Below are 21,413 nucleotides of genomic sequence, written 5' to 3'. Positions count from 1 at the left end.
TTAGCTCTGTTGTTTTTAAGCGATTCATAAGATCACAAAACACCATGAATGTTCCCTCGCTTCCCACATTTTTTAATACTATTAGTTCATTGATATATAAAGGCTAATTCTGGGGATACTTTAGATTAACAGCCATAAACATGCTAGACAGTAACTCTCTTCCTGATATTATTTTAACCGATATCGAAATGCCTAGCATGAACGGCATCGAACTCAGTGAGCAAATTGCATCAAAATACCCTGCTATAAAAATAGTTATTATGACCACCTTTTCGCGAGCGGGTTACATTAGGCGTTCTTTAAGTGCTGGCGTTAAGGGCTTTATTTTAAAAGAAGCCCCGAGCGATGAATTAATTAGCGCGCTTAAAAAAGTAATGCACGGGCAAAAGGTTATTGATCCTGAGCTTGCTATTAACGCATTAGATGATACTGATCCGCTGACAGATAAAGAACGAAAAGCATTACAACTCGCAAGTGAAGGGTTGAAAACAGCCGATATTGCCGCAAGGTTATACTTAAGCGAGGGCACGGTACGTAATTACTTATCAGACGCTATTGCTAAATTAAATGCCATAAACCGAGTAGATGCAGCGCGTATAGCCAAACAAAAAGGTTGGTTATAACGCCGTAATAAGCTGTTTAAAGCAAGTAAAAGCGCTTTCTTAAAAGTTTCATAGCTTTTGCCTGTCTCATTGATCGGTTATGGGTTAAAATAACATCATAACCAATTAACAAGATAGTGAATGTCAAACCAAGATCCTAATCTCAGTCGAGAACAAGAAAAGTACGAAAACCCTGTCCCAAGTCGTGAGTTTATACTTACTCATATAAAAGACCGTGCCAAGCCTGCTAATTTTCATCAATTATGTGAGGAGTTAGCGGTAAACGATGATGAGCGTCAAATTGCTTTTAAGCGTCGTTTACGTGCCATGGAGCGTGATGGTCAACTGTTCTTTAATAAATTTAAATGCTACGCCTTAATTGATGAAGCTGGGCTTGTTAAAGGCAAAGTAATCGGTCACCGTGACGGGTTTGGCTTTTTAGAAGTCGAAGGCGAAAGTAAAGACTGGTTTATTGCCAAGCATCAAATGAGTTCGGTGCTGCATGGCGACATAGTACTGGCTAAAGGCACCAAACGAGGCTCCGGCGGCAAGTGCGATGCGCGTATTATTAAAGTGCTGGCTGGCGAGCGAGCACCGATTGTTGGTCGCTATTTTGTTGAGCATGGCATAGCAGTGGTGGTGGCGGAAGATCCACGTATCACCCAAGATATTATTATTTTGCCGGGCAGTGAAAACGGCGCACGTCACAACCAAATGGTGCAAGTGCAAATTACCCAAAACCCTAACCGTAATATGAATGCGGTAGGGAAAATCATTGATGTACTGGGTGAGCATTTAGCCCCAGGTATGGAAATTGAAGTGGCACTGCGTAATCACGATATCCCGCATGTATGGCCAGAAGCGGTTGAAAAGCAGGTTGAACACTTAGGTGAGTTTGTCGAAGAAGTTGACAAGCAAAATCGAGTTGATTTACGTGATTTACCATTGGTTACGATTGATGGTGAAGATGCTCGCGATTTTGATGATGCTGTGTATTGTGAGCCTGTTGAATCGGGTGGTTGGCGGTTATGGGTGGCGATTGCTGATGTATCCCATTATGTCGCAATGAATACCCCACTTAACGCCGAGGCAATCGAACGTGGTAACTCAGTGTATTTCCCTGAGCAAGTTATTCCTATGCTGCCAAAAGTATTGTCCAATGGCTTGTGTTCATTAAATCCAAAAGTTGACCGTTTATGTATGGTCGCAGAAATGCTGGTATCGGCTGAAGGTAAACTATCAGGCTATCGTTTTTACGAAGCGGTGATGAATTCGCATGCGCGCTTAACCTACACCAAAGTAAACGCTATCTTACAAGGTGATGAGAAGTTACGTACTGAATACGCACCGGTCGTGCCACATTTAACTGATTTACAGCAAATGTATATGGCATTAAAAGCTGCCCGCCAAGAGCGCGGAGCGATTGAGTTTGAAACCCTTGAAACACGCTTTGTATTTAACGCTCAGCGTAAGATTGAATCAATAGTGCCGGTGCTGCGTAATGACGCCCACAAGCTGATTGAAGAATGTATGATTTTAGCCAATGTGTCTGCGGCTAAAATGCTTGAAAAACACGAAGCCAGCGCGCTTTATCGTGTTCATGCTGAACCAGATGGAGAAAAACTGGCTAACTTTAGACAGTTTTTATCAGAGTTGGGTATTGAATCAACACTCAGTGATGAGCCAACACCAAAAGAAATTACCCATGTGTTAGCCAAGCTTGGCGACCGCCCTGATGCTGAACTTATCCAAACTATGCTACTGCGTTCGATGAAGCAGGCAGTATATCAAGCTGAAAACATCGGTCACTTTGGTTTGTCATTAGGTGAATATGCACATTTCACCTCGCCAATTCGTCGTTACCCAGATTTAGTCGTACATCGTGCGATTAAAGGCATTTTGAAAGCCCAAGGTATGGTTACGTCGGGTGCGTATGTTTATAGTGACGAAGAAGTCGCGCAATTGGGCGAGCAGTGTTCAAATACGGAGCGTCGTGCAGATGATGCAACCCGTGAAGTAGCTGATTGGCTGAAATGTGAATACATGCAAGATCATGTGGGCGACGAATTTGAAGGAGTGATCTCATCGGTTACTAACTTTGGTTTGTTTATTCGCTTAGCTGATTTACAAATTGATGGCCTTATCCATGTCACTAATTTAGGCGATGAGTATTTTCAATATGATGGCGCTAAACATTGCTTGATTGGTGAGCATTCTCGTAAAGTTCATCGTTTAGGCGATAAAGTCACGGTTCAGGTTGCATCGGTAAGCTTAGATGAGCGTCGCATCAATTTAACGCTCAGTGGCGATGTTGCACAAGATAGATACGCCCGTCGTCGTGCTGATGCAAAAGGGCATCAGCCGGCAAGTGTTCGTTCGCAGCTAAAACGTGGCAAAATACCAGGTAAAAAAGCTGACGCGAAAGAGTCAGGTGAACTTAGCGGTCGTTCTGATCAGGGAAAACCAAAGCCAAAAAAAAACAGTGCCAGTAGAGGCAAAAAGAAGCCTGCAGGAAAATCAGCGGATGCTGGCACTACAACTACTGCAAAAAAACCAAAGAGAAAGGCCGTGAAAAAGCCGAAAAGACCCGGCAAAAATGCCCGTAAAAGTAAGAGTTCAGGAGCAAGTGATACGTGAGTAATGAATTAATTTTTGGCTTTCACTCTGTTGAAGCAATTTTCGCAAGTGAGCCTGAGCGTTTTATTGAAATTTATGCCCTAAAAGGACGTGATGATAAACGCTTATCTCCAATTATTGAAGAAGCGCGTAAATTTGGTATATCAGTGCAGTTTATGCAGCGCAAAGCCCTTGATAACAAATCAAAGGGTGAACAGCATCAAGGCATTATTGCTAATGTTATCGCAGCTCCTACTTTCAATGAAAAAGATTTAGATGCAATCATTGCGCGTGAAGAAACGCCATTTTTACTGGTTCTCGATGGCATAACAGATCCGCATAATTTAGGTGCTTGCTTACGTAGTGCTGACGCTGCCGGTGTTCACGCCATTATTGTGCCAAAAGATAAATCAGCAAAACTAAATGGCACAGCACGTAAAGTTGCCTGTGGTGCAGCTGAGACAGTACCGCTGATCCAAGTCACCAATCTTGCCCGTACTTTACGTGAAATTAAAGATGCCGGTGTTTGGGTTGTTGGTACTGCTGGCGAAACCGATGTTCATGTATTTGATGCCAATCTGACCGGGCCTATGGCGATTGTTATGGGCGCTGAAGGCGAAGGTATGCGCCGCTTAACGCGCGAACATTGTGATGTGTTAGTTAAAATCCCAATGGCAGGTACTGTATCAAGTTTAAATGTATCGGTTGCCACAGGTATTTGTTTGTTTGAAGTACTGCGTCAGAGAAATGCGACACAAGCTTAGTAATAATTGTTCAAAATAAAAGTTTAAACGCTGCTTTTTACATAGCAGCTTTTTTATTTTCCTTTATTTTTCCTATTTTAAAGAGTCCAACGTTAAAGCTTTATTAATTCAAATCTTTAAATGTAAATTGTTATAGTGTTAGTGTTGTTGTTATTGTTAATGTTAATGTCGTAATAATTAAAATAATATAAATTAAGGATTAATCATGTTTAGAGCTATATTCATATGCTTTGCTTTTATCTCTACATTAACTTACGCAAAAGAAAATCCATGGGACGCTTATGCTCACTTGCCAATAGTCGAGCAACCACAAATATCGCCAAATGGAGAGATGATAGCAACGGTTTATAATACTGATGATGGGCCAACCGTTAGCATTACAAAATTTCCAAGTATTGAATTAAATATTCTTGCTCGTATGAAAAAAAAACGAGATCGTATTGATTTTATACGTTGGTCTGGTGACAAGTATGTAATTGTTTCAACCAGCTACCCTGAATATAGTTATGGTCAGTTTTTACGTATTTCTCGATTATATGCTTTTGATGTGACAACAGGTGAACACAAAGTACTGACTACGAAACGCTTTTCAGAAAGTCGTTTTTATAAATATCAAAGTTTTAGATTAGTATCATCACTGAAACACGAAACCGATTATGCACTGGTGTCTACTTACGATGAAAACGATAGTGCATATTCTGTTTTTCGAGTTAATTTAGGTGATTCTCAATTTGAAAAAATACAGCGCAATAAAGACGGCATTAGTAGCTGGTATGCTGATAATAAAGGAGTGGTACGCTTAGGCATTGCTGTAGAAGAAAAAGACGATAAATTTACAGCCTCAGTATGGTATCGTGCAAAAAAAGAAGATGAGTTAGAAAAAATACATACTCACACTTGGGGTGAAGATAACACATTTAGTATAGAGGCACTTACGACTGACGGTACTAAAGCCTATGTAATGTCAGACAGAGAGCTAGGCCGTGAAGCGCTGTGGTTATATGATATCGCTTCAGGAGAATTTGAATCACTAGTTTATAGTCATGAAAGTTATGATTTAAGTAATACTATAAGAAATAGCGAAGGTGATTTGATTGGAGTTGGTTACTATGATGACTTTTATCAAACCTTTTATTTTTCAGAAAAAGATGCTCAACAAGAGCAAGCAGTCGGTAACTTATTTAAAGATAAACAAGTAACAATTGCCAGTCGAAATCGTGACCATAATCGGTTATTAGCATATGTGGTAAGTGACAGTAGTACTCCAGTCTATTACTACTTTGATTTAAAAACTAAAAAAGGTGGTGTTTGGCTCTCTCAATATCCATATTTGGCATCAAAAGAATTCAGTTCTGTCCAAAACTATAATTTTAAAGCCAGTGATGGTATGGATGTTTCAGGCTATTATACCCAGCCAAAAGGTGCTAAACAGCCACCATTAATTGTTATGCCTCATGGTGGGCCTAATGCAAGGGACTATAAGTATTTTAATAAAGAGTTACAGTATCTAGTTAGTTTGGGTTATGGGGTGCTACAAGTTAACTTTAGAGGTTCAGCGGGTTTTGGTAGTCAATTTGAAACTGCTGGTTATTATCAGTGGGGTAAGCGTATGCAACAAGATGTTTACGATGCGATGGATTGGGCAATTGATTCTGGTTTAGCTAAAAAAGGCAATGCGTGTATTTATGGCTCAAGTTATGGAGGTTATGTGGCATTAACGGCGGCAGCTCAAGAACCTTATCGTTTTAAGTGTATAATTAGTGCTTCAGGCGTATCTGATCTTGAAACTTTTGTTGAAGATGAAAGTAGGCAAGGGTCTTATTTAGGTAATATTGTTGATATGACAGATAGTAATGCCGTAAAGGCGTTAGCTGATGTATCAGTCATTAATATGGTTGACAAAATTAAAGCCCCGGTACTACTTATTCATGGTGATAACGATACCCGAGTTGACTATAGGCAATCGAGCATTTTTTATAGTAAGGCTAAAAACCACGTTGACGTCAAATATGTAGAAATTAAAGATGGCACGCATTTTTTTGATGATTTAGAAAGCCAAAAAATATTGTTCTCAGAAGTAAGCTCTTTTCTGCAAAAGAACTTATAACATGTAAATGTTTTTTAGCTATTAAAAACTGTTTAGTTGAATAAGCAAATTTGTTTATTACCGAACTTATAAAACCTACTTGCTTAATTTTCCGACTAAGCGTAAAATGCGCGCTCATTTCGGCCTATTTAATATTAATTCCTTGCCTTAAACCGACCGGCTGAAACGGTAGAAGGCTCTATTAACCGTAAGGAATATCCATGCGTCATTACGAAATCGTATTCATGGTTCACCCAGATCAGAGTGAGCAAGTTTCTGGTATGATCGAACGTTATACTGGTTCTATCACTGAAGCTGGTGGTGTTATCCACCGTCTTGAAGACTGGGGCCGCCGTCAATTGGCATACCCAATCAACAAGCTTCATAAAGCTCATTATGTTCTTATGAACGTTGAAGCACCTACTGAAGTAATCAGCGAGCTAGAAACTACTTTCCGCTACAACGATGCAGTGCTTCGTAACTTAGTTATGCGTACTAAAGACGCTGTAACTGAAGCATCTCCTCTTGTAAGAGAAGAGAAGAAAGAAGCACCAGCTGCTTAATTGTTTTGAGTCCAAGCATGGCGCTTGATCAGCGAGAATTTTAAGGTAAACCATATGGTCAGTCCTTTTATGAATCAGCTGGTTATTTCTGGGGTTGTTTGTAAAACACCTAAGATTAGCCAAAGCCCTGCTGGTATCCCGCATTGTATTTTTGTTGTAGAACATAAATCAATGCAAGTTGAAGCAGACCTTAACCGTAATAGTTATGTTCGGCTTCAAGTGGTTGCCAGCGGTAAGCAAATGCAACAACAGACTCAACATTTGCACGTTGGGCAGGCATTGCAAGTGAGCGGTTTTTTAAATCGTCACGAAGGTCGTAACGGCCTTAGCCAATTGGTTTTGCATGCTCAGCATATAGAAAGAATTATTTGAGGAATTTATCTCATGGCACGTTATTTCAGACGTCGTAAGTTCTGCCGCTTTAAAGCGGAAGGCGTACAACAAATCGATTATAAAGATCTAGCTACTCTTAGAAACTATGTTACAGAAAGTGGCAAAATCGTACCTAGCCGTATTACAGGTACTAGCGCTAAATACCAGCGCCAGCTAGCAACTGCTATTAAGCGTGCTCGCTACTTAGCCCTTCTTCCATACACTGACTTACATAAGTAAGCAGCGGATTAACACGTTTTTAAAAGGTGTAGAAACATGCAAGTTATTCTACTAGATAAGATCGCTAACCTAGGTGGCCTAGGTGACCAGGTTGTAGTTAAATCTGGCTTCGCACGTAACTTCCTTTTCCCACAAGGTAAGGCAGTTCCTGCAACTAAAGCTAACGTTGAAACTTTTGACGCACGTCGTGCTGAGCTTGAAGCGAAAATCGCTGACCAGCTTGTTGCTGCACAAGCACGCGCTGATAAGCTTGAAGCATTAGCTGAAGTTACATTAGTATCTAAAGCCGGTGACGAAGGTAAGTTATTCGGTTCTATCGGTACTCGCGACATCGCTGACGCTATCTCAGCTGTTGGTGTTGAAGTTGCTAAGTCAGAAGTTCGTTTACCTCTAGGTACTATCCGTGAGACTGGCGAATTTGACGTATCAATCGCAGTTCATTCAGAAGTAACGGCTACTATCAAAGTAATCGTAATCGCTGAAGCTTAATTTTTAATTAAGCGAAAAAAGCCGTGCTGAAAAGCACGGCTTTTTTGTTTATTATTATCATCCATATCACTAGCTAGCATATCATTTTCCACATAAATATTGATTAAAGTCCCTTTTTTAGGTTTTTTATCTGGTATTGTTTGATCTAAAGTAAAAACTAATTATTTATACCTATTAAAATGTAGCGACATTGTAATTATATTACAGATTGTTGACAGTGACAGCGCTGTCACTGTATATTGTTTGTGCACTGGGCATAGTGTTAAGGATGTAAAAATTGAAAGAGCAGATAATGAGAAGTACGAAGCTTTTTTCTGGTTTCACATTAATCGAGTTATTAATAGTCGTAGCTATTCTAGGTATTTTATACAGTGTAGCTATGCCTTCATATATTGAGCATATGGAGCGTAGTCGCCGTGCCGATATTCAACAAGTAATGTTGCAACATGGTGCAGTATTAGAGCGTATTTATTCGCGTAATGGTGGTTATCCAAATGCTTTTGATACGGCAAAAAATACAGATTTTTATACTTTTACTTATACAGCGCTAAACCGCGTTAGTGGCGCTGCAGCTGATGCTAATTTTAAAAGTCGTGCATTTACATTAACTGCAACCCCAAAAATCGGTTCTGCCCAAGCAGGAGATCGCTGTGGTGCATTAGTGATTAAGCATGATGGCACACAATCAGCTGATGCTAATAGTTGCTGGGAGTAACAATGACTAGAACAGCCGGTTTTACATTAGTGGAGTTGATGATTGTGGTTGGGATCGTTGCGATTATGGCGGTATTAGCGTTTCCTTCTTTTAGCCAGCAAATCATGCAAGATCGGGTTGTTACCACCGCAAATCAGCTCAATAGTGTGTATAAATATGCGCGCAGTGAGGCGGTAAAACGTAATCGTGAGATTAAGCTAGTGGTAAGTGGCGATAAATGGCAGGTAACAGCAGCTGTTGATGGTGTTGATACAGTATTAAAAGAATTCGTCATCCAACATCATGGTGTAACAGTTGGTTTAGTTGATCGTACCGTGTGGTCAAGTGGCGAAATCTCTGCGGCGAGCGAGATTTTAATTAAAGATGACAATGATAAAACGGTAGATTATTACTTGTGCATTTTAAAAAGTGGCCAAAATTGGTTAGCTGAAAAATCAGTGGCGTGTGCATAATGATTAAACAAAGTGGCTTTTCATTATTAGAAGTGATGCTGTCAGTTGTTATCGCCGGTATTGCTTTATTAGGGTTGGCAGCAGCTCAGCTCAAATCGCTACAATATGCCACTAACAGTTTTAATTACACTGTATCGTTGGTGCAAGGGCAAAATACGTTAGAGCGTATTTGGCCTCGCTTGTGTGAGTTACAAACGACGAATCCGGCTTTATTCACGGATGCTAACTTTCGTGCCTCTTTAGACCCGCAAATCGATGATTATCAGCTGAGCTTACCTGCGGCGTATGCGCATGATATGCAAATCACAGTTTCATGGGCTGATGAGCGGATCAAGCAACAAGACCCTGCTCAATTAGAAAATCAAATTACCTTAAATGCTAGTTACCCTGAGCTACCAGTTGGGTGTATTTGATGATGGCAATTTATCGTCCGCGAGGTTATACCCTTGTAGAACTGATGGTGGCTCTAGCCGCTGGTTCATTCCTACTAGCTGGAGTTAGCCTTTCATACTCAGCTATTAAAGGCACTATTTCAGTTAGTAAAGAGCTTGAAAATGCGCAAGAAGTAATACGTTACACAAGTAAGGTTTTTACGCGTAGCATTAAACAAACACCAAGCGCACCTTTGGTTGCAGCAGATGGCTCGGCAATTACTGTTACTCAGCCAGCTGGGGTTATCACCTGTAATGGCAGTGTATCAACAGCTGATATAAATGAAGTTTATAGCCTAGTAGGCAATAATTTAATGTGTACATTAGGAGCTGCTCCAGCAGAGCGGTTATTGACGGGAGTCGCCCGGTTGAGTTTTGCAATTGATAATAACATTGTCACTATTTATGTTGGCCCAGAGAACTTACCTGCGCAATTTGAAGACACTATTGCCATTGATATTGCGGTTTCTAATGTTATTTTAAACAATGCTTTTGGTGGTGTGTAATGGCTAAAAAACAAAGTGGTTTTACGCTTGTAACAGTACTTATCCTCACCAGTATGGCGAGTATTGTGGTACTTAATTCATTGCGTGAAAATATTATTCAAGAGCGTATGAGTGGCAATTTTCAAAAGAAAATAAATAGCCGGTTACTCGCTGAAAAAGGTATTTTCGAAGAAGCAAAGTTATTACAGCAAGCTTTTTCAGATGATAAAAGCTTAGATATCGATGGCTTGATCGCAGCGACAGGCACAGCATCAGGGCGCGGTTTGATTGGCGAAGATGCAACTTATAATGCCACTATTAGTAAAAATGCTGCTGGAGAGCTAGAAATCATCAGCTTGGGTGAGCGTTATGGTGGTGATGCACAAAGTAATTTAGTCGCACGGTTTGGATTTACGCCCGGAAATAGTCTGACTCCTTACTCAGATGCAATCATTGGTTGTCGCGGTGTGTCATTGGGGGGATCGGGGAAAATAACTAGCTATGACTCTACTGATGCAACGTATGTTGGTAATGATGCTGATGTGAGAACTACAGTTCACAATGCAGATGTAACATTAAGTGGTACAGGAACAATTAAGGGAAGCGTAGCCTCTACAGGTTCTATTGTTGTAAGTTCTTCACAATCTGTTGAAGGGGATTTATGGGCAAATAAAGATATTCGCTTCCCGTCAGGAACAAGTGCATGGAATACAAAAATCAATGGTAATATTTTTGCCAATGGAAACATCCAACTTAAAGATATGACGGTGAACGGCTATGTTCGCACTGAAAAAGACTTAACCTTAAATCATGGTGTTCATGTAAACCAGAGTAATGCTGAGCTTGCTGATATCCTTTATGGTGGCAGCTTACTAAGCTCTGCTAGTTATACTAATAATTCTGTAGTAAAAACTTTATCAAGCAGCGCTTATGTTGAAGGTTTGAAAGTACCTAATGTTGCAGGTTTAGATCCCGATGATCCAGATAGCATACCTACATATGCGAAAGATAAATGCGATCCATTGAATATTAGTACTTTAAGCGAATTAAATGCATTTGGACCTTTCCCTGATTTACTTTTAACTAAAAATACGAAAAAAATTCAAATTAACGAAGATAAAGCTATTTTTACTAATAATGGAACGGTTACTGAATACCTTGCAAAAGACGCTAACGTGTTAGGTGCTAAACAAGAAAATATGTACTTTTTTAATGATTTAACTATAAATGGTGGCAGCTTAGATGCATTGTTAGCTGGCGATAGCAATCAGAAAATCGGCATTTATATTGCAGGTGATTTTTCAATTACTGGCAGTGGAGAGTCTCATTTTAAAATACATAAAGGGGTGAGTCTAAGCCTTTATGTAATGGGGAAAATACATATTCGAAAGAGCCCCGTTGTTGAACAAACTGTTGTAAAGTTAACACCTTCAGATGCATATGCGTTGAATATTTTTTCAGGGTATAAATCTGGCGATGGTGCTTTGTCATGTAAAAAGAAAGATGGCGCAAGTGATAAATTTGGTATTTATATCGCCTCTAACGCTGATATGTTCGCGACAATTTATTCTCCCTTAACTGATGTTAGAGTTGATGCTGGAGCTCGTTATACCGGTTCTATCCGCGGAGGCAGCGTATCAAATTGCGGTAATGGTGAAACGAGATACGATGTTGCATTAAAAAACATGACTTCAGGTGGTGGCTCTAATGGTGGATCTAAAATTACCTTTTTAGGCTGGTCATATAAAGTACCGGAAAAAACCACTGAAGGGCCCGAAGAAGATCCCCCAGAAGCAACGTTATAAAACCACTTGATAAAACGGCTAGCTGATAAGTTAGCCGTTTTTTGTTAAAAATAATTTCATGTCATTTAAACCTTTTCACTTACATCTCACGTCTAACTATTCAAGAAACTTAAAATTCTGAAAGATCGTATTTCCTGAGTGCTTAGGTATACTCATTTCATAATAATAATCATAAAGGGACAACATCAACGATGTTGATAGATGCAAAACATGCTTTTACACAGCTAAGCGAAGATGCACTTATTACCCGTGTAAAAAGCGGTGATCAAAATGCTTATGCTGCACTTTATGAATTACATGTAAAGCGGGTTTATGGATTGTGCTTACGGTTACTCGCAGATCGCGAACATGCCGAAGATGCAACTCAAGAAGTATTTGTGCAGCTGTGGCATAAAATCGCTAGCTTTGAAGGGCAGTCACAGTTTTCAACTTGGCTGCACAGTGTCACCAGTAATATTGCGATTAGCTATTTACGTAAACATAAGAATTGGTTGCAAAAAGTAGTGAGCTTCGAGCAAAGCGGTATGGATGAACAAAGCGCAACAGATTGCCAAGGTCTAAATGGACTCGACAAGTTAGTATTACGACTACCTGAGCGAGCTCGTATGGTATTTGTGCTGCACGCCATTGAAGGTTATCGCCATGAAGAGATTGCCACTATGTTAGGAATGGCAGTGGGTTCTAGTAAGTCGCAATTTCATCGCGCCCGTCAGTTATTAAAAGAGTGGTATGAAAATGAGTAAGCCTAATTTTGAAACATTTTTAGCTGAGTCAATCAATAACACTGAGTTAGAGATCTCACCACAAAAAGATTTATGGCCAGGTATCGAAAAAGCATTAACGCATGCTCCTCAGGCGCAAGGTAAAGCTGCGCTGTGGCCTAAATTAGCGGGTGTGGCAGCATGCTCGGTGGCGGCTTTATTAACCGTGCAGTTGCTGTTTTCCGGCTCTGAGCCTGCGACAAGTGTGGTGATGAGTGACTATTTTACCCAGCAAAAACAAACCTTGTTGGTGCAATATCAAAATCAGCCTGCATTGACAGATAACTGGCAACAGCAATTAACAGAATTAGAGGACGCTGAGCGGGCAATAAAGCAAGCACTCGACAATGAGCCTGAGAATCCAGCGTTATTAAAAATGCTCGCACAGGTTTATCAGCAGCAATTAGATCTAATCAATAAGGTGCATGCACCGAAGTGGCAACAAATTTAGGAGTATCAACCATGAAAACATTACTATTAGCACTAACTTTATTGCCGTTTTTCGCCTCTGCTGGTGAGAAAATCAATGAACAAATTGAGGTGCCCGCTAATAAGCGTATTTTTATAGATAACCAACGCGGTGATGTACGTATTGAGGGCTGGGATAAATCACAATTACAGATCACCGGTGAGCTTGATGATAAAGCACAAGGATATCGTTTAGAAGTGGCAGGGGACCGTATCGAATTTATCGTTAAAATGCCGCGTAACAATAATAACGGTTGGAATAGTGGCGATGGTTCTCAGTTAGTTATTTATATGCCAAATAGCAGCGAACTTGAATTTACCGGTGTTAACGCCACTATCAGTGCTAAAAATTTGATCGCCGGGGCTGATATTGATGTCGTTAATGGTGATATTAACTTACAAAACATCAGTGGCAATATTACTGTGGATACCGTTAATGGTGATGTCAGTGCGATAGGCTTAAAAGGTGATATACGCTATGAAACCGTAAACGGCGAAATTAATGACAAAGACTCACAAGGCACGCTGCGCTTTACTGCTGTCAATGGTGATATTAAATCCAAAACAGCAGCTCAAGAAGTTCGCTTAGAGAATGTTAATGGCGATATCGACTTTGCTTTTCAGGCATTAAAAAGCTTACGTATTAGCACGGTAAATGGTGAGAGTGAAATACATATTAATGAGTTACTAAAAGGTGCGCAAATTACTTATGAATCTGTTAGTGGCGATGCCGATTTTTACTTCCCGACGGATGTTTCTGCGCGGTTTGAAATTGAAGCGCATGCCAATGGTAAAATTATTAATGAGTTGAGTGACGATAAAGTTAAAAAAGCGAAATATGGGCCATCAAGTGAATTGGAGTTTGCGGTTAATGGTGGTGATGCTGATATTGAAATAGACACTATCAGTGGGCGCATAGAATTACGTAAGCAAAAGTAATCTCCCGTAGCAAAGTAGGAAAAGAAATCCTGCTTTGCTCTTTGCACAACGTAGCCAAGTAGATAGAATAGAGGCCATTCATTGTTAGTATTGCGAAGTTATGGCTAAACCAGATAAACAAGTCGACACTCTTAAAGTTCCTCCTCATTCCATTGAAGCAGAGCAATCTGTTTTAGGTGGCTTAATGCTTGATAATCAAGCCTTTGACCGTGTTGCCGAGTTGGTAGTTTCGCAAGATTTCTATACACGTACCCATAAGCTTATTTTTGAAGCCATGGTCGAGCTTGCTGAAATAGGCGATCCAATCGATTTGATCACCATATCTGAGAGCTTAGAGAAAAAGAATTTACTCAGTGGTATCGGTGGTTTTGCTTATTTAGCTGAAATTGCTAAAAATACGCCAAGTGCGGCGAACATCGACGCCTATGCGAATATCGTACGCGAACGTGCTGTGGTACGTGAAATGATTGGCGTTGCCAATGAAATAGCCGAAGCAGGTTTCAATCCGGAAGGGCGCACCAGCCACGATTTACTCGACTTTGCAGAGAGTAAAGTGTTTAAAATTGCTGAGCAGCGGACAAAAAGTAACGATGGTCCGCAAAGTATTCACAGCATCTTAGAAAAAACAGTCGATAAAATCGAAGAGTTGTATCAGTCGCCACAAGATGGTGTGACGGGGGTAAGTACCGGTTATGCCGATCTAGATAAAATGACCACTGGTTTGCAGCCATCAGATTTAATCATTGTGGCCGCCCGTCCGTCGATGGGTAAAACCACATTTGCGATGAACTTAGCTGAACATGCCGCAATGACACAAGATAAGCCTGTGCTTATTTACTCATTAGAAATGCCCTCGGAGCAGATTATGATGAGGATGTTGGCATCCCTTGGTCGAATTAATCAGACCAAAGTGCGCACCGGTCAATTGGATGATGACGATTGGGCGCGTCTTTCATCAACCATGGGGCTACTGATGGAAAAAGGAAAGATGTATGTTGATGATGCATCAGGTCTAACTCCAACAGATGTTCGCTCACGTGCGCGTCGTATTGCTCGTGATCACGGTGGGATAAGTATGATCATGGTCGATTACTTGCAGCTAATGCGCGTTCCCAGCCTCTCTGATAACCGTACTTTAGAAATTGCTGAAATCTCACGGTCACTTAAATCATTAGCAAAAGAACTCCAATGCCCAGTCGTAGCACTGTCGCAGCTAAACCGTACTCTAGAGCAGCGTGCCGATAAACGCCCAATTAACTCCGACTTACGTGAATCAGGCTCTATCGAGCAGGATGCCGATTTAATCATGTTTATCTACCGCGACGAAGTATATAACGAAGACAGTACTGAGAAAGGGATTGCTGAAATTATCATAGGTAAACAACGTAATGGTCCAATTGGTAAAGTACGTTTAACTTTCCAAGGTCAGTTCTCGCGTTTTGATAATTACGCCGGACCTGCTGTAGATGATGATTACTAATGCGTTTAGCTATTGCCGAAATTAACTTACAAGCACTTGCTCATAATTTAGCGCAAGTGCGACAGTTTGCGCCTAATAGTAAAGTTATGGCGGTATTAAAAGCCAATGCTTATGGTCATGGTTTAGTAAAAATAGCGCAGCACCTTAATGATGCCGACGCATTTGCAGTGGCACGAATAGATGAAGCGCTCGCACTGCGGGCGGGTGGGCTGACCAAGCCTATTGTGTTGCTGGAAGGTTTTTTCCATCAAGATGATTTGCCGATTTTATTAGCCAATAACTTTCAAACCATTATCCATGATGAAAACCAGCTCAGAGCACTTGAAAATGCAAAGCTCGATGAACCAATTAGTTGCTGGTTAAAAATCAATACCGGTATGCATCGTTTAGGGATTGCACCAACGCAGTTGAGTGATTTTTATCAGCGCTTGCAAGCGACGAATAACGCTAAAGATACAATCAATTTAATGACGCATTTTTCCAGTGCCGATGATGTTAATGATCCCAAAACAGCTGAGCAAATTGCTTTGTTTGATTCATTAGTGCAAGGCAAACAACAAGCACATTGTTTAGCAAATTCGGCTGGTATTATAGCTTGGCCTGCAGGTCATGGCGACTGGGTGCGTCCAGGCTTGATGATGTATGGTGTATCACCAATGCTTAACACTTCTGGCAAAGACCATCAGCTGAAGCCGGTGATGCGCTTAACCACTAAGGTCATTGCAATTCGCGATGTTGATGCCGCGCAAGGTGTTGGTTATGGTGGCTGTTGGCAAAGTGCTCAGCCGACTAAGCTTGCAGTGGTTGCCATGGGCTATGGTGATGGTTATCCGCGCCATGCTAGACATGGCACACCTGTAGTGATTGCTGGCAAACGTTATGGTATTGCTGGCAACATCTCTATGGATATGATCAGTGTTGATATTGGTGAAAATGCTGATGACATCAAAGTAGGCGATGAGGTGGTGATGTGGGGCCCAGAATTACCCGTTGAAGAAATCGCCCAATGTGCCACCACAATCCCTTACGAGTTAGTCTGTAATATTACCCCACGGGTAAGCTATGAATATTTAGAGTAATGCTAAGCGTTACTCTTTGATAAAATACACATCGCTAAAACCCATGCGAGCAAACTCTTCATCACGAAAATTACGCACTGCCGCAGAGCCTTTTGAAGTCATAGCAATTTGCTGTTCCATCTTTAAATAATTTGTTAAATCAATCCCTTCAGCCGCAGCAATAGCCTGATACATATCGCGATATTTATCTTTTGCAAAATTAATTTCGCGAGGCTGATTTTTAAATTTGTACGTAATGCGTCGTGCCATGAGTCACTCATAAAATAATTTAATTGCGTTAATTTTACACCTTCTTCGACATCCGCTCTACCTTTGAATGACTTGTAGCTTAGCTCAAGTTACAATAACGGCCATATTTTTAAATAAACCAAGGAATTGTCATGAAATTATCTGTAGAGATCAGTAAGTACCCACTTCATCAAGATTATATCCCATTTATTAAGGGGTTTATTGATCGCTTAAATGAATATGACGATTTAAAAGTAATAACAAATACCTTGTCGACGCAAATTTTTGGTGATTACGATTTAGTAATGTCTGTGCTTAGTACTGAGATAAAGCGTTCATACGAAGAGTTTGGCAAAGCTATTTTTGTTTGTAAATTCCTCAATGGTGATCTCTCTCCCCAATAGCAGCTAAAGCCTTAGTGGATCAATTATGGAATTTATTACAGAAACTCTCGCAGGGTTTACTGCAATGTCGCACTGGGAATATATCGCAGTGGCGCTCTCTATGGCATATTTGCTATTAGCAATAAAAGAAAACCTGTGGTGTTGGCCTGCAGCATTTTTTAGCACCCTTATTTATACCATAATGTATTGGAATGGTGCTTTATTAATGGAATCGCTATTGCATTTTTACTATATGTATATGGCGGTTTATGGATGGGTAATATGGCGAAAAGGCGACGCTAATAAACATCAATTAGTGATCACCTCATGGCGCTTGCATCAACACTTATTCATCATTATTGCGACTTCGATTGTGGCATTAATATTTGGTTATGTGATGAACAATCATACCCATGCAGACTTTGCTTATTTAGATAGTTTTACAACCTGTTTTGCTGTTGTTACAACGTATTTAGTCGCAAAAAAAGTACTGGAAAATTGGCTGTATTGGATTGTTATTGATGCGGCTTCGATGTACTTGTATTACGAGAAAGGCTACTACCCAACATTAGCGCTGTTTATTTTTTACACCATAATGGCAGCATGGGGGTTTAAAACCTGGTATGAAGAGTACGAGCAAAATCAAGCTAAGCCTTTGGCGCAATTATAAGAAGCAGTATGACAGGTAAAGAAATTAGCGGCATTTTTGCCGCTTTTGATCCACAACTAAAGGTATTGAGCAATGAGCGGCTATTTAGCGGTTTAAGTAACGATAACTTTTTAGTGCGTACTGCACAGCAGGCTTTTTTATTAAAGTGCTATCGCGAGCATTGGCCAGTGCAGGGCTTGGCAGCACAAACTGTATTTGCGCAGCAGCAGGTATGCCCTAAACCACTGTGGACTGATGAAGTTAACAAGCTGGCGATTTTTGAATACCTAGAGGGGGATATTGCACAAGGGGATTACACTTTAGAGTTGCTGCAAAAGTTGATTGCTTTTCATTGCCATGATGTTGTTACTGAGGCGATGGATATAAAGTATGAGCTGGATTTTTATAAAAAAACTCGCTTATATCAGCAATATCAAGCAAGCGTTGAGGATGCATTAAAGCAAATCGCGTTATTACCCCGTGATGAAGGTTTTTGCCATAATGATTTAGTAAAAGAAAACATTATTGTGAATAGCCAAGGCATGTTTTTAATTGATTTTGAGTACGCTAAAAGTAATGACGTATACTTCGATTTAGCAGCACTGACTGTTAGTTTTGCGTTGAATGATAAGCAAAAAAATAGCTTACTTTCAAACTACCAACAGCAATTGCCTGCTATTCAAAAATTTCACAATTCACTGCAAAAGCTTGAATGCTATCAGTTGGTGTTTTTAGTGTTGTGTATTTGTTGGTATAGCGCACGCTCAGTCGATAATAAAGTGACTGAGTTGCGTACGCAGTTGGATTGTTTGATTAGCTCAATGGAGTATCGTTAAAGACCACCAAAACGCGCCGCAAGTTCTTTGTATTTTGCAACTTCATCTGCATCAAATAGTGGTTCGCCGTTTTCATCAACAGATTTCGATATTAATAAACTTTCCCGGGCAAGACGCTTTACACGTTCAACTTTAACCCCTAAAAACTCCGCTACTTGCTCGGTTGACATTAAACTCATAGATACTTCCTCATGTTAAACCTTTTACAAGCGCCTTAAAAGTCGTTAAACGGGCATTTATATGTTGCAAAATGGTTAGTGATTTTTATTAAGTATAATTTAATAGCTGTTTTTTGCTTGCTTGTGAAGTAATTTATTATAATTTGCTGAATTAATAAGCATCTAAGCGATAGAAGCTAGCATTTAATTGCATATGCCTTTATTATTGCTCGGCCTAAGCACTGATATCGCGAGTTGGTGTGGTGGCACAAATGTGCTCTCGTGGTGAAATGGATATCACGTGGCCCTCCGGAGGCTGAGTTGTAGGTTCGATCCCTACCGAGAGCGCCATTTGCAATAATGCCCAGCCTTTCATCAAAGGCAATCAATAATAACTCTCTATCTTACTCCACAGTGTTTGCCCTCAATCACACTCTTTTAGTACTCATGATGTAAATAAACCCCTACCAATATTTAGAATTAATTAAATTGCACAAGTGGTAAAACTGACAACTGGACTATACTCATAATTCATTATCTTAGGGAATTGTATTATGCACTACAGCTCGCCTCCAATAAAAATGGTGGGATTACCGTTTCATGTCATTTTGTATACTAAGTAAGTCGAGCACAGTTGTTATTAGGCAATGCCTGTGAGTGTTGTGTTAAATGAGCTCTTTAGCAAAGAGTACTCTGGAGATTGAATGAATATTAAAACCCGTATTCTGGTGTTTGTCATTTTGTTTGAGATATTGGCTTATTCAACCCTACAGTTATTCAACACGCTAATTTACAAAGAATCTTTGGATGAATTTAAGCAAAATGAAATTCAAGCTGTGTTCAATGGCACTATTTCCCGAATCAATCATCTTACAGAACAAATGCAAGGGCATGCGATCGATCTGGCTCTAAGCGGTGAACAGTTATACTTTCTGCGTCATCAAAAATCTACTCCCATGGCTGATATCAAGGAACTGGCTCAGCGCACGTTACAAAATAAGTTTGCCAGTTTTGAACAAGCCATGGGAGGAGGGCTTTGGTATCAACCCCAGGTACTGGATGAGCAGTATCGTTATTTTGGCCCATATGTATATAAAGAAAATAAACAGCTGCAATTTACGTGGGATCTCAATAAACCACAGTACGATTATTTTTCTCAGGATTGGTACCAGCTTGCTGAACAGCAAGGGTGGGGATTAAACCAATCCAGCTATCGTCCAATATTTTGGACTAACCCTTATTACGATGATGCAGGCTCATTCTCGTTGATGATGACTATAGATGCGGTGATGCTTGACGATAACCGCAGTCCGATTGGTATGGCGACGCTCGACTGGTCTTTAGCTGAGTTAAGTGAGTTTTTAGTCAGCATTAAAGTGACCGAAAATGCACAATCATTTTTATTTCACCGGGATTCTGAGTTAATTATTGGCTTTACAGACAAGCCTCAAACGGTACAGCAGTTGACCGATGACTTTCCTTGGGCGGCAACATTAGTAGCTCAAAGTCGGTTAAGTAAGGTCAATAGCTTTGGGTTTGAGCAGCTAGCAATTGAAGATAAGTATATTTTTTATCAGCTTAGTGAGAGCGGTTTTATCTTTGGCTCATTAGTTCCTAAAAATGATTTAAGTAAACAAGTTGATAAAGTGTCTTCTTGGGCTTTAATCACAGGCAGTGGCATAGGGCTGTGCTTTATTATACTGATGATTTTTATCCTCAAAGCTTTGTTTAGCCCTTTTGATCAGGTATTAAATATCATAAAAAGCTCTATTCGTTATGGTAGTAATAAGCAAGTTAATCTACTGCCAGTTGAGTATGCTAAACGCAATGAGTTTACCCCAATTATTACTGCTTTAAATGATGTGTACTTACAAGTAAAAAGCTACGTCAGTGAGATTGAAGATGCGAATACCAAGTTGATGTCTTCACAGCAACAAGTAAAACAGTTAAATGCGGTACTTGAGCGTAAAGTGGCTCTGCGTACTACTGAGCTTGAGACTAAGACCAAAGAAGCAACATTATCGCTGGAACAGCTAAAACGTACTCAGCAACAGTTAATTGAAAATGAAAAGCATGCGTCGTTAGGACGATTAGTTGCTGGAGTTGCTCATCAAATAAATACCCCATTGGGCATTTGCGTCACGGCTGCATCAGTACTGGAAAGCACCTCGAAAACTATTCATGGCAAAGCGGCTGCGGGTAACATGTCGAGAGAGGAGTTTAATCAGGCCTATGATCATATAATACAAAGCACAGAGTTATTGAGCGTGAATCTCCATAGAGCTACCAATCTAATCAATAACTTTAAACAAGTTGCGGTAGACAACGATACACAGGAAAATCGCTGGTTTAACTTAGGTGAGTATATCGATAATATTCTGCTGTCAATCCACTCACGTGTTGACCAAACGCCTCATAAAGTTAAATGCCAATACCAGCAAGAAATTCGTTTTTTTGCCTCACCAAGTGCATTCTCGCAAATTTTAGGGCAGCTAGTGGAAAATGCCTTAGTTTACGCTTTTGATGATTCAACGCCTGGGGAGGTGAACATTACAGTGAGTAAACATGATGAACAACTTCAGCTGATAATCAGCGATAATGGTAAAGGCATGCCAGAAGATGTCCGCAAGCAAGTATTTGACCCGTTCTTTTCTACGAATAACGCACAACTGAGTTTAGGTTTGGGGTTGCACATTGTTTATAATTTAGTAATACATAAACTAGCCGGTACGATAGAGTGCCAGAGTCAATTAGGTGCTGGCACTACTTTTATCATTACTATACCAATCAATGTAGTTGAACAACCGTGAGT

At 40.2% G+C, this 21,413-nt stretch carries 23 protein-coding genes, 1 tRNA gene and 1 pseudogene; 23 read left to right on the top strand and 2 right to left on the bottom strand.

The features are described 5' to 3' along the window. Positions 1-131: 131 nt before the first annotated feature. The 18 genes and pseudogenes from H5200_RS11225 to alr form a co-directional block, all read left to right on the top strand. A pseudogene (locus H5200_RS11225) lies at positions 132-623 on the top strand (response regulator); the annotation flags it as partial. A 120-nt stretch (positions 624-743) separates the two neighbouring features. Then, positions 744-3,239 (top strand): ribonuclease R, encoded by a 2,496-nt coding sequence (gene rnr, locus H5200_RS11220; protein WP_182761499.1) that lies wholly within the window; start codon positions 744-746, stop codon positions 3,237-3,239. Beyond that, positions 3,236-3,982, top strand: coding sequence for a 23S rRNA (guanosine(2251)-2'-O)-methyltransferase RlmB (gene rlmB / locus H5200_RS11215; protein WP_064667888.1), 747 nt, complete (start codon positions 3,236-3,238; stop codon positions 3,980-3,982). The genes rnr and rlmB overlap by 4 nt, the downstream gene beginning before the upstream one ends. 205 nt (positions 3,983-4,187) lie before the next feature. Then, positions 4,188-6,089, top strand: a complete 1,902-nt coding sequence (locus H5200_RS11210) for a S9 family peptidase (protein ID WP_259398482.1) — start codon at positions 4,188-4,190, stop codon at positions 6,087-6,089. A gap of 200 nt (positions 6,090-6,289) precedes the next feature. After that, positions 6,290-6,631 (top strand): 30S ribosomal protein S6, encoded by a 342-nt coding sequence (rpsF, locus tag H5200_RS11205; RefSeq protein ID WP_145236974.1) that lies wholly within the window; start codon positions 6,290-6,292, stop codon positions 6,629-6,631. A gap of 54 nt (positions 6,632-6,685) precedes the next feature. Next, complete coding sequence (gene priB, locus H5200_RS11200) at positions 6,686-7,003, top strand: primosomal replication protein N (protein WP_182718064.1); 318 nt, start codon at positions 6,686-6,688, stop codon at positions 7,001-7,003. Positions 7,004-7,015: 12 nt separating this feature from the next. Continuing rightward, positions 7,016-7,243, top strand: a complete 228-nt coding sequence (rpsR, locus tag H5200_RS11195) for a 30S ribosomal protein S18 (protein WP_002962753.1) — start codon at positions 7,016-7,018, stop codon at positions 7,241-7,243. Between the two features lie 36 nt (positions 7,244-7,279). Continuing rightward, positions 7,280-7,732 carry a 50S ribosomal protein L9 gene (gene rplI / locus H5200_RS11190; RefSeq protein WP_145236982.1) on the top strand — a complete coding sequence of 151 codons (453 nt, stop codon included), beginning with the start codon at positions 7,280-7,282 and terminating at the stop codon, positions 7,730-7,732. A 292-nt stretch (positions 7,733-8,024) separates the two neighbouring features. Next, the gene (locus tag H5200_RS11185; protein ID WP_182718065.1) at positions 8,025-8,447 is read left to right on the top strand and encodes a type IV pilin protein; all 423 of its coding nucleotides are present in this window, start codon (positions 8,025-8,027) and stop codon (positions 8,445-8,447) included. Positions 8,448-8,449: 2 nt separating this feature from the next. Then, positions 8,450-8,899: a GspH/FimT family pseudopilin gene (locus tag H5200_RS11180; RefSeq protein ID WP_182731624.1), complete on the top strand. Its 450-nt coding sequence runs from the start codon at positions 8,450-8,452 to the stop codon at positions 8,897-8,899. Continuing rightward, entirely contained in the window at positions 8,899-9,312 is a 414-nt protein-coding gene (locus tag H5200_RS11175; RefSeq protein WP_145236995.1) for a prepilin-type N-terminal cleavage/methylation domain-containing protein, read from the top strand. The genes H5200_RS11180 and H5200_RS11175 overlap by 1 nt, the downstream gene beginning before the upstream one ends. Continuing rightward, a complete protein-coding gene (locus H5200_RS11170; RefSeq protein WP_182718067.1) occupies positions 9,312-9,836 on the top strand; it encodes a PilW family protein in 525 nt (174 codons plus the stop codon). Before H5200_RS11175 ends, H5200_RS11170 begins: the two co-directional genes overlap by 1 nt. After that, entirely contained in the window at positions 9,836-11,620 is a 1,785-nt protein-coding gene (locus H5200_RS11165) for a hypothetical protein (RefSeq protein ID WP_182718068.1), read from the top strand. The genes H5200_RS11170 and H5200_RS11165 overlap by 1 nt, the downstream gene beginning before the upstream one ends. 191 nt (positions 11,621-11,811) lie before the next feature. After that, positions 11,812-12,363: an RNA polymerase sigma factor gene (locus H5200_RS11160; protein ID WP_182718069.1), complete on the top strand. Its 552-nt coding sequence runs from the start codon at positions 11,812-11,814 to the stop codon at positions 12,361-12,363. Then, entirely contained in the window at positions 12,350-12,832 is a 483-nt protein-coding gene (locus H5200_RS11155) for a hypothetical protein (protein ID WP_182718070.1), read from the top strand. The genes H5200_RS11160 and H5200_RS11155 overlap by 14 nt, the downstream gene beginning before the upstream one ends. 11 nt (positions 12,833-12,843) lie before the next feature. After that, entirely contained in the window at positions 12,844-13,788 is a 945-nt protein-coding gene (locus H5200_RS11150) for a DUF4097 family beta strand repeat-containing protein (protein ID WP_182718071.1), read from the top strand. A gap of 100 nt (positions 13,789-13,888) precedes the next feature. Continuing rightward, positions 13,889-15,268, top strand: coding sequence for a replicative DNA helicase (gene dnaB / locus H5200_RS11145; RefSeq protein ID WP_145237015.1), 1,380 nt, complete (start codon positions 13,889-13,891; stop codon positions 15,266-15,268). After that, positions 15,268-16,347, top strand: coding sequence for an alanine racemase (gene alr, locus H5200_RS11140; protein ID WP_182718072.1), 1,080 nt, complete (start codon positions 15,268-15,270; stop codon positions 16,345-16,347). Before dnaB ends, alr begins: the two co-directional genes overlap by 1 nt. A gap of 9 nt (positions 16,348-16,356) precedes the next feature. On the opposite strand, the gene H5200_RS11135 is transcribed toward alr, so the two are convergent. Then, complete coding sequence (locus tag H5200_RS11135; protein WP_145237021.1) at positions 16,357-16,596, bottom strand: DUF2960 domain-containing protein; 240 nt, start codon at positions 16,594-16,596, stop codon at positions 16,357-16,359. 131 nt (positions 16,597-16,727) lie between these two features. Between H5200_RS11135 and H5200_RS11130 the strand changes: the two genes are divergently transcribed. The 3 genes from H5200_RS11130 to H5200_RS11120 are packed head-to-tail and all read left to right on the top strand — an operon-like array spanning position 16,728 to position 18,443. Further along, positions 16,728-16,979, top strand: a complete 252-nt coding sequence (locus tag H5200_RS11130) for a hypothetical protein (RefSeq protein WP_145237024.1) — start codon at positions 16,728-16,730, stop codon at positions 16,977-16,979. Positions 16,980-17,004: 25 nt separating this feature from the next. After that, a complete protein-coding gene (gene pnuC / locus H5200_RS11125) occupies positions 17,005-17,628 on the top strand; it encodes a nicotinamide riboside transporter PnuC (protein ID WP_149980641.1) in 624 nt (207 codons plus the stop codon). A gap of 8 nt (positions 17,629-17,636) precedes the next feature. Continuing rightward, positions 17,637-18,443 carry a phosphotransferase gene (locus tag H5200_RS11120; RefSeq protein WP_182718073.1) on the top strand — a complete coding sequence of 269 codons (807 nt, stop codon included), beginning with the start codon at positions 17,637-17,639 and terminating at the stop codon, positions 18,441-18,443. Here H5200_RS11120 and H5200_RS11115 read toward each other — a convergent pair. Continuing rightward, positions 18,440-18,622 (bottom strand): helix-turn-helix domain-containing protein, encoded by a 183-nt coding sequence (locus tag H5200_RS11115; protein ID WP_145237033.1) that lies wholly within the window; start codon positions 18,620-18,622, stop codon positions 18,440-18,442. The two genes, H5200_RS11120 and H5200_RS11115, sit on opposite strands and share 4 nt — an antisense overlap. A 255-nt stretch (positions 18,623-18,877) precedes the next feature. Here H5200_RS11115 and H5200_RS11110 point away from each other — a divergent pair. Then, positions 18,878-18,952, top strand: a tRNA-Arg gene (locus H5200_RS11110). Between the two features lie 353 nt (positions 18,953-19,305). After that, positions 19,306-21,411, top strand: a complete 2,106-nt coding sequence (locus tag H5200_RS11105) for an ATP-binding protein (RefSeq protein WP_182761498.1) — start codon at positions 19,306-19,308, stop codon at positions 21,409-21,411. Positions 21,412-21,413 lie beyond the last annotated feature (2 nt).

This window comes from Pseudoalteromonas sp. SG43-7 (genome assembly GCF_014164295.1).
GTDB classification, from domain to species: domain Bacteria; phylum Pseudomonadota; class Gammaproteobacteria; order Enterobacterales; family Alteromonadaceae; genus Pseudoalteromonas; species Pseudoalteromonas rhizosphaerae.
Note: the sequence above shows the minus strand (reverse complement) of the source record. Positions and strands in the feature narration are given on the sequence as shown.

Bases quoted from the DNA above. Each gene is read 5' to 3' on its own strand.
- H5200_RS11180 (WP_182731624.1), top strand. From the start codon at position 8,450: ATGACTAGAACAGCCGGTTTTACATTAGTGGAGTTGATGATTGTGGTT.
- dnaB (WP_145237015.1), top strand. From the start codon at position 13,889: ATGGCTAAACCAGATAAACAAGTCGACACTCTTAAAGTTCCTCCTCAT.
- rpsR (WP_002962753.1), top strand. From the start codon at position 7,016: ATGGCACGTTATTTCAGACGTCGTAAGTTCTGCCGCTTTAAAGCGGAA.
- H5200_RS11120 (WP_182718073.1), top strand. From the start codon at position 17,637: ATGACAGGTAAAGAAATTAGCGGCATTTTTGCCGCTTTTGATCCACAA.
- rplI (WP_145236982.1), top strand. From the start codon at position 7,280: ATGCAAGTTATTCTACTAGATAAGATCGCTAACCTAGGTGGCCTAGGT.
- H5200_RS11105 (WP_182761498.1), top strand. From the start codon at position 19,306: ATGAATATTAAAACCCGTATTCTGGTGTTTGTCATTTTGTTTGAGATA.
- rpsF (WP_145236974.1), top strand. From the start codon at position 6,290: ATGCGTCATTACGAAATCGTATTCATGGTTCACCCAGATCAGAGTGAG.
- H5200_RS11155 (WP_182718070.1), top strand. From the start codon at position 12,350: ATGAAAATGAGTAAGCCTAATTTTGAAACATTTTTAGCTGAGTCAATC.
- rnr (WP_182761499.1), top strand. From the start codon at position 744: ATGTCAAACCAAGATCCTAATCTCAGTCGAGAACAAGAAAAGTACGAA.
- H5200_RS11210 (WP_259398482.1), top strand. From the start codon at position 4,188: ATGTTTAGAGCTATATTCATATGCTTTGCTTTTATCTCTACATTAACT.
- priB (WP_182718064.1), top strand. From the start codon at position 6,686: ATGGTCAGTCCTTTTATGAATCAGCTGGTTATTTCTGGGGTTGTTTGT.
- H5200_RS11150 (WP_182718071.1), top strand. From the start codon at position 12,844: ATGAAAACATTACTATTAGCACTAACTTTATTGCCGTTTTTCGCCTCT.
- H5200_RS11160 (WP_182718069.1), top strand. From the start codon at position 11,812: ATGTTGATAGATGCAAAACATGCTTTTACACAGCTAAGCGAAGATGCA.
- H5200_RS11175 (WP_145236995.1), top strand. From the start codon at position 8,899: ATGATTAAACAAAGTGGCTTTTCATTATTAGAAGTGATGCTGTCAGTT.
- H5200_RS11185 (WP_182718065.1), top strand. From the start codon at position 8,025: ATGAGAAGTACGAAGCTTTTTTCTGGTTTCACATTAATCGAGTTATTA.
- H5200_RS11165 (WP_182718068.1), top strand. From the start codon at position 9,836: ATGGCTAAAAAACAAAGTGGTTTTACGCTTGTAACAGTACTTATCCTC.
- H5200_RS11135 (WP_145237021.1), bottom strand. From the start codon at position 16,596: ATGGCACGACGCATTACGTACAAATTTAAAAATCAGCCTCGCGAAATT.
- H5200_RS11130 (WP_145237024.1), top strand. From the start codon at position 16,728: ATGAAATTATCTGTAGAGATCAGTAAGTACCCACTTCATCAAGATTAT.
- H5200_RS11115 (WP_145237033.1), bottom strand. From the start codon at position 18,622: ATGAGTTTAATGTCAACCGAGCAAGTAGCGGAGTTTTTAGGGGTTAAA.
- pnuC (WP_149980641.1), top strand. From the start codon at position 17,005: ATGGAATTTATTACAGAAACTCTCGCAGGGTTTACTGCAATGTCGCAC.
- alr (WP_182718072.1), top strand. From the start codon at position 15,268: ATGCGTTTAGCTATTGCCGAAATTAACTTACAAGCACTTGCTCATAAT.
- H5200_RS11170 (WP_182718067.1), top strand. From the start codon at position 9,312: ATGATGGCAATTTATCGTCCGCGAGGTTATACCCTTGTAGAACTGATG.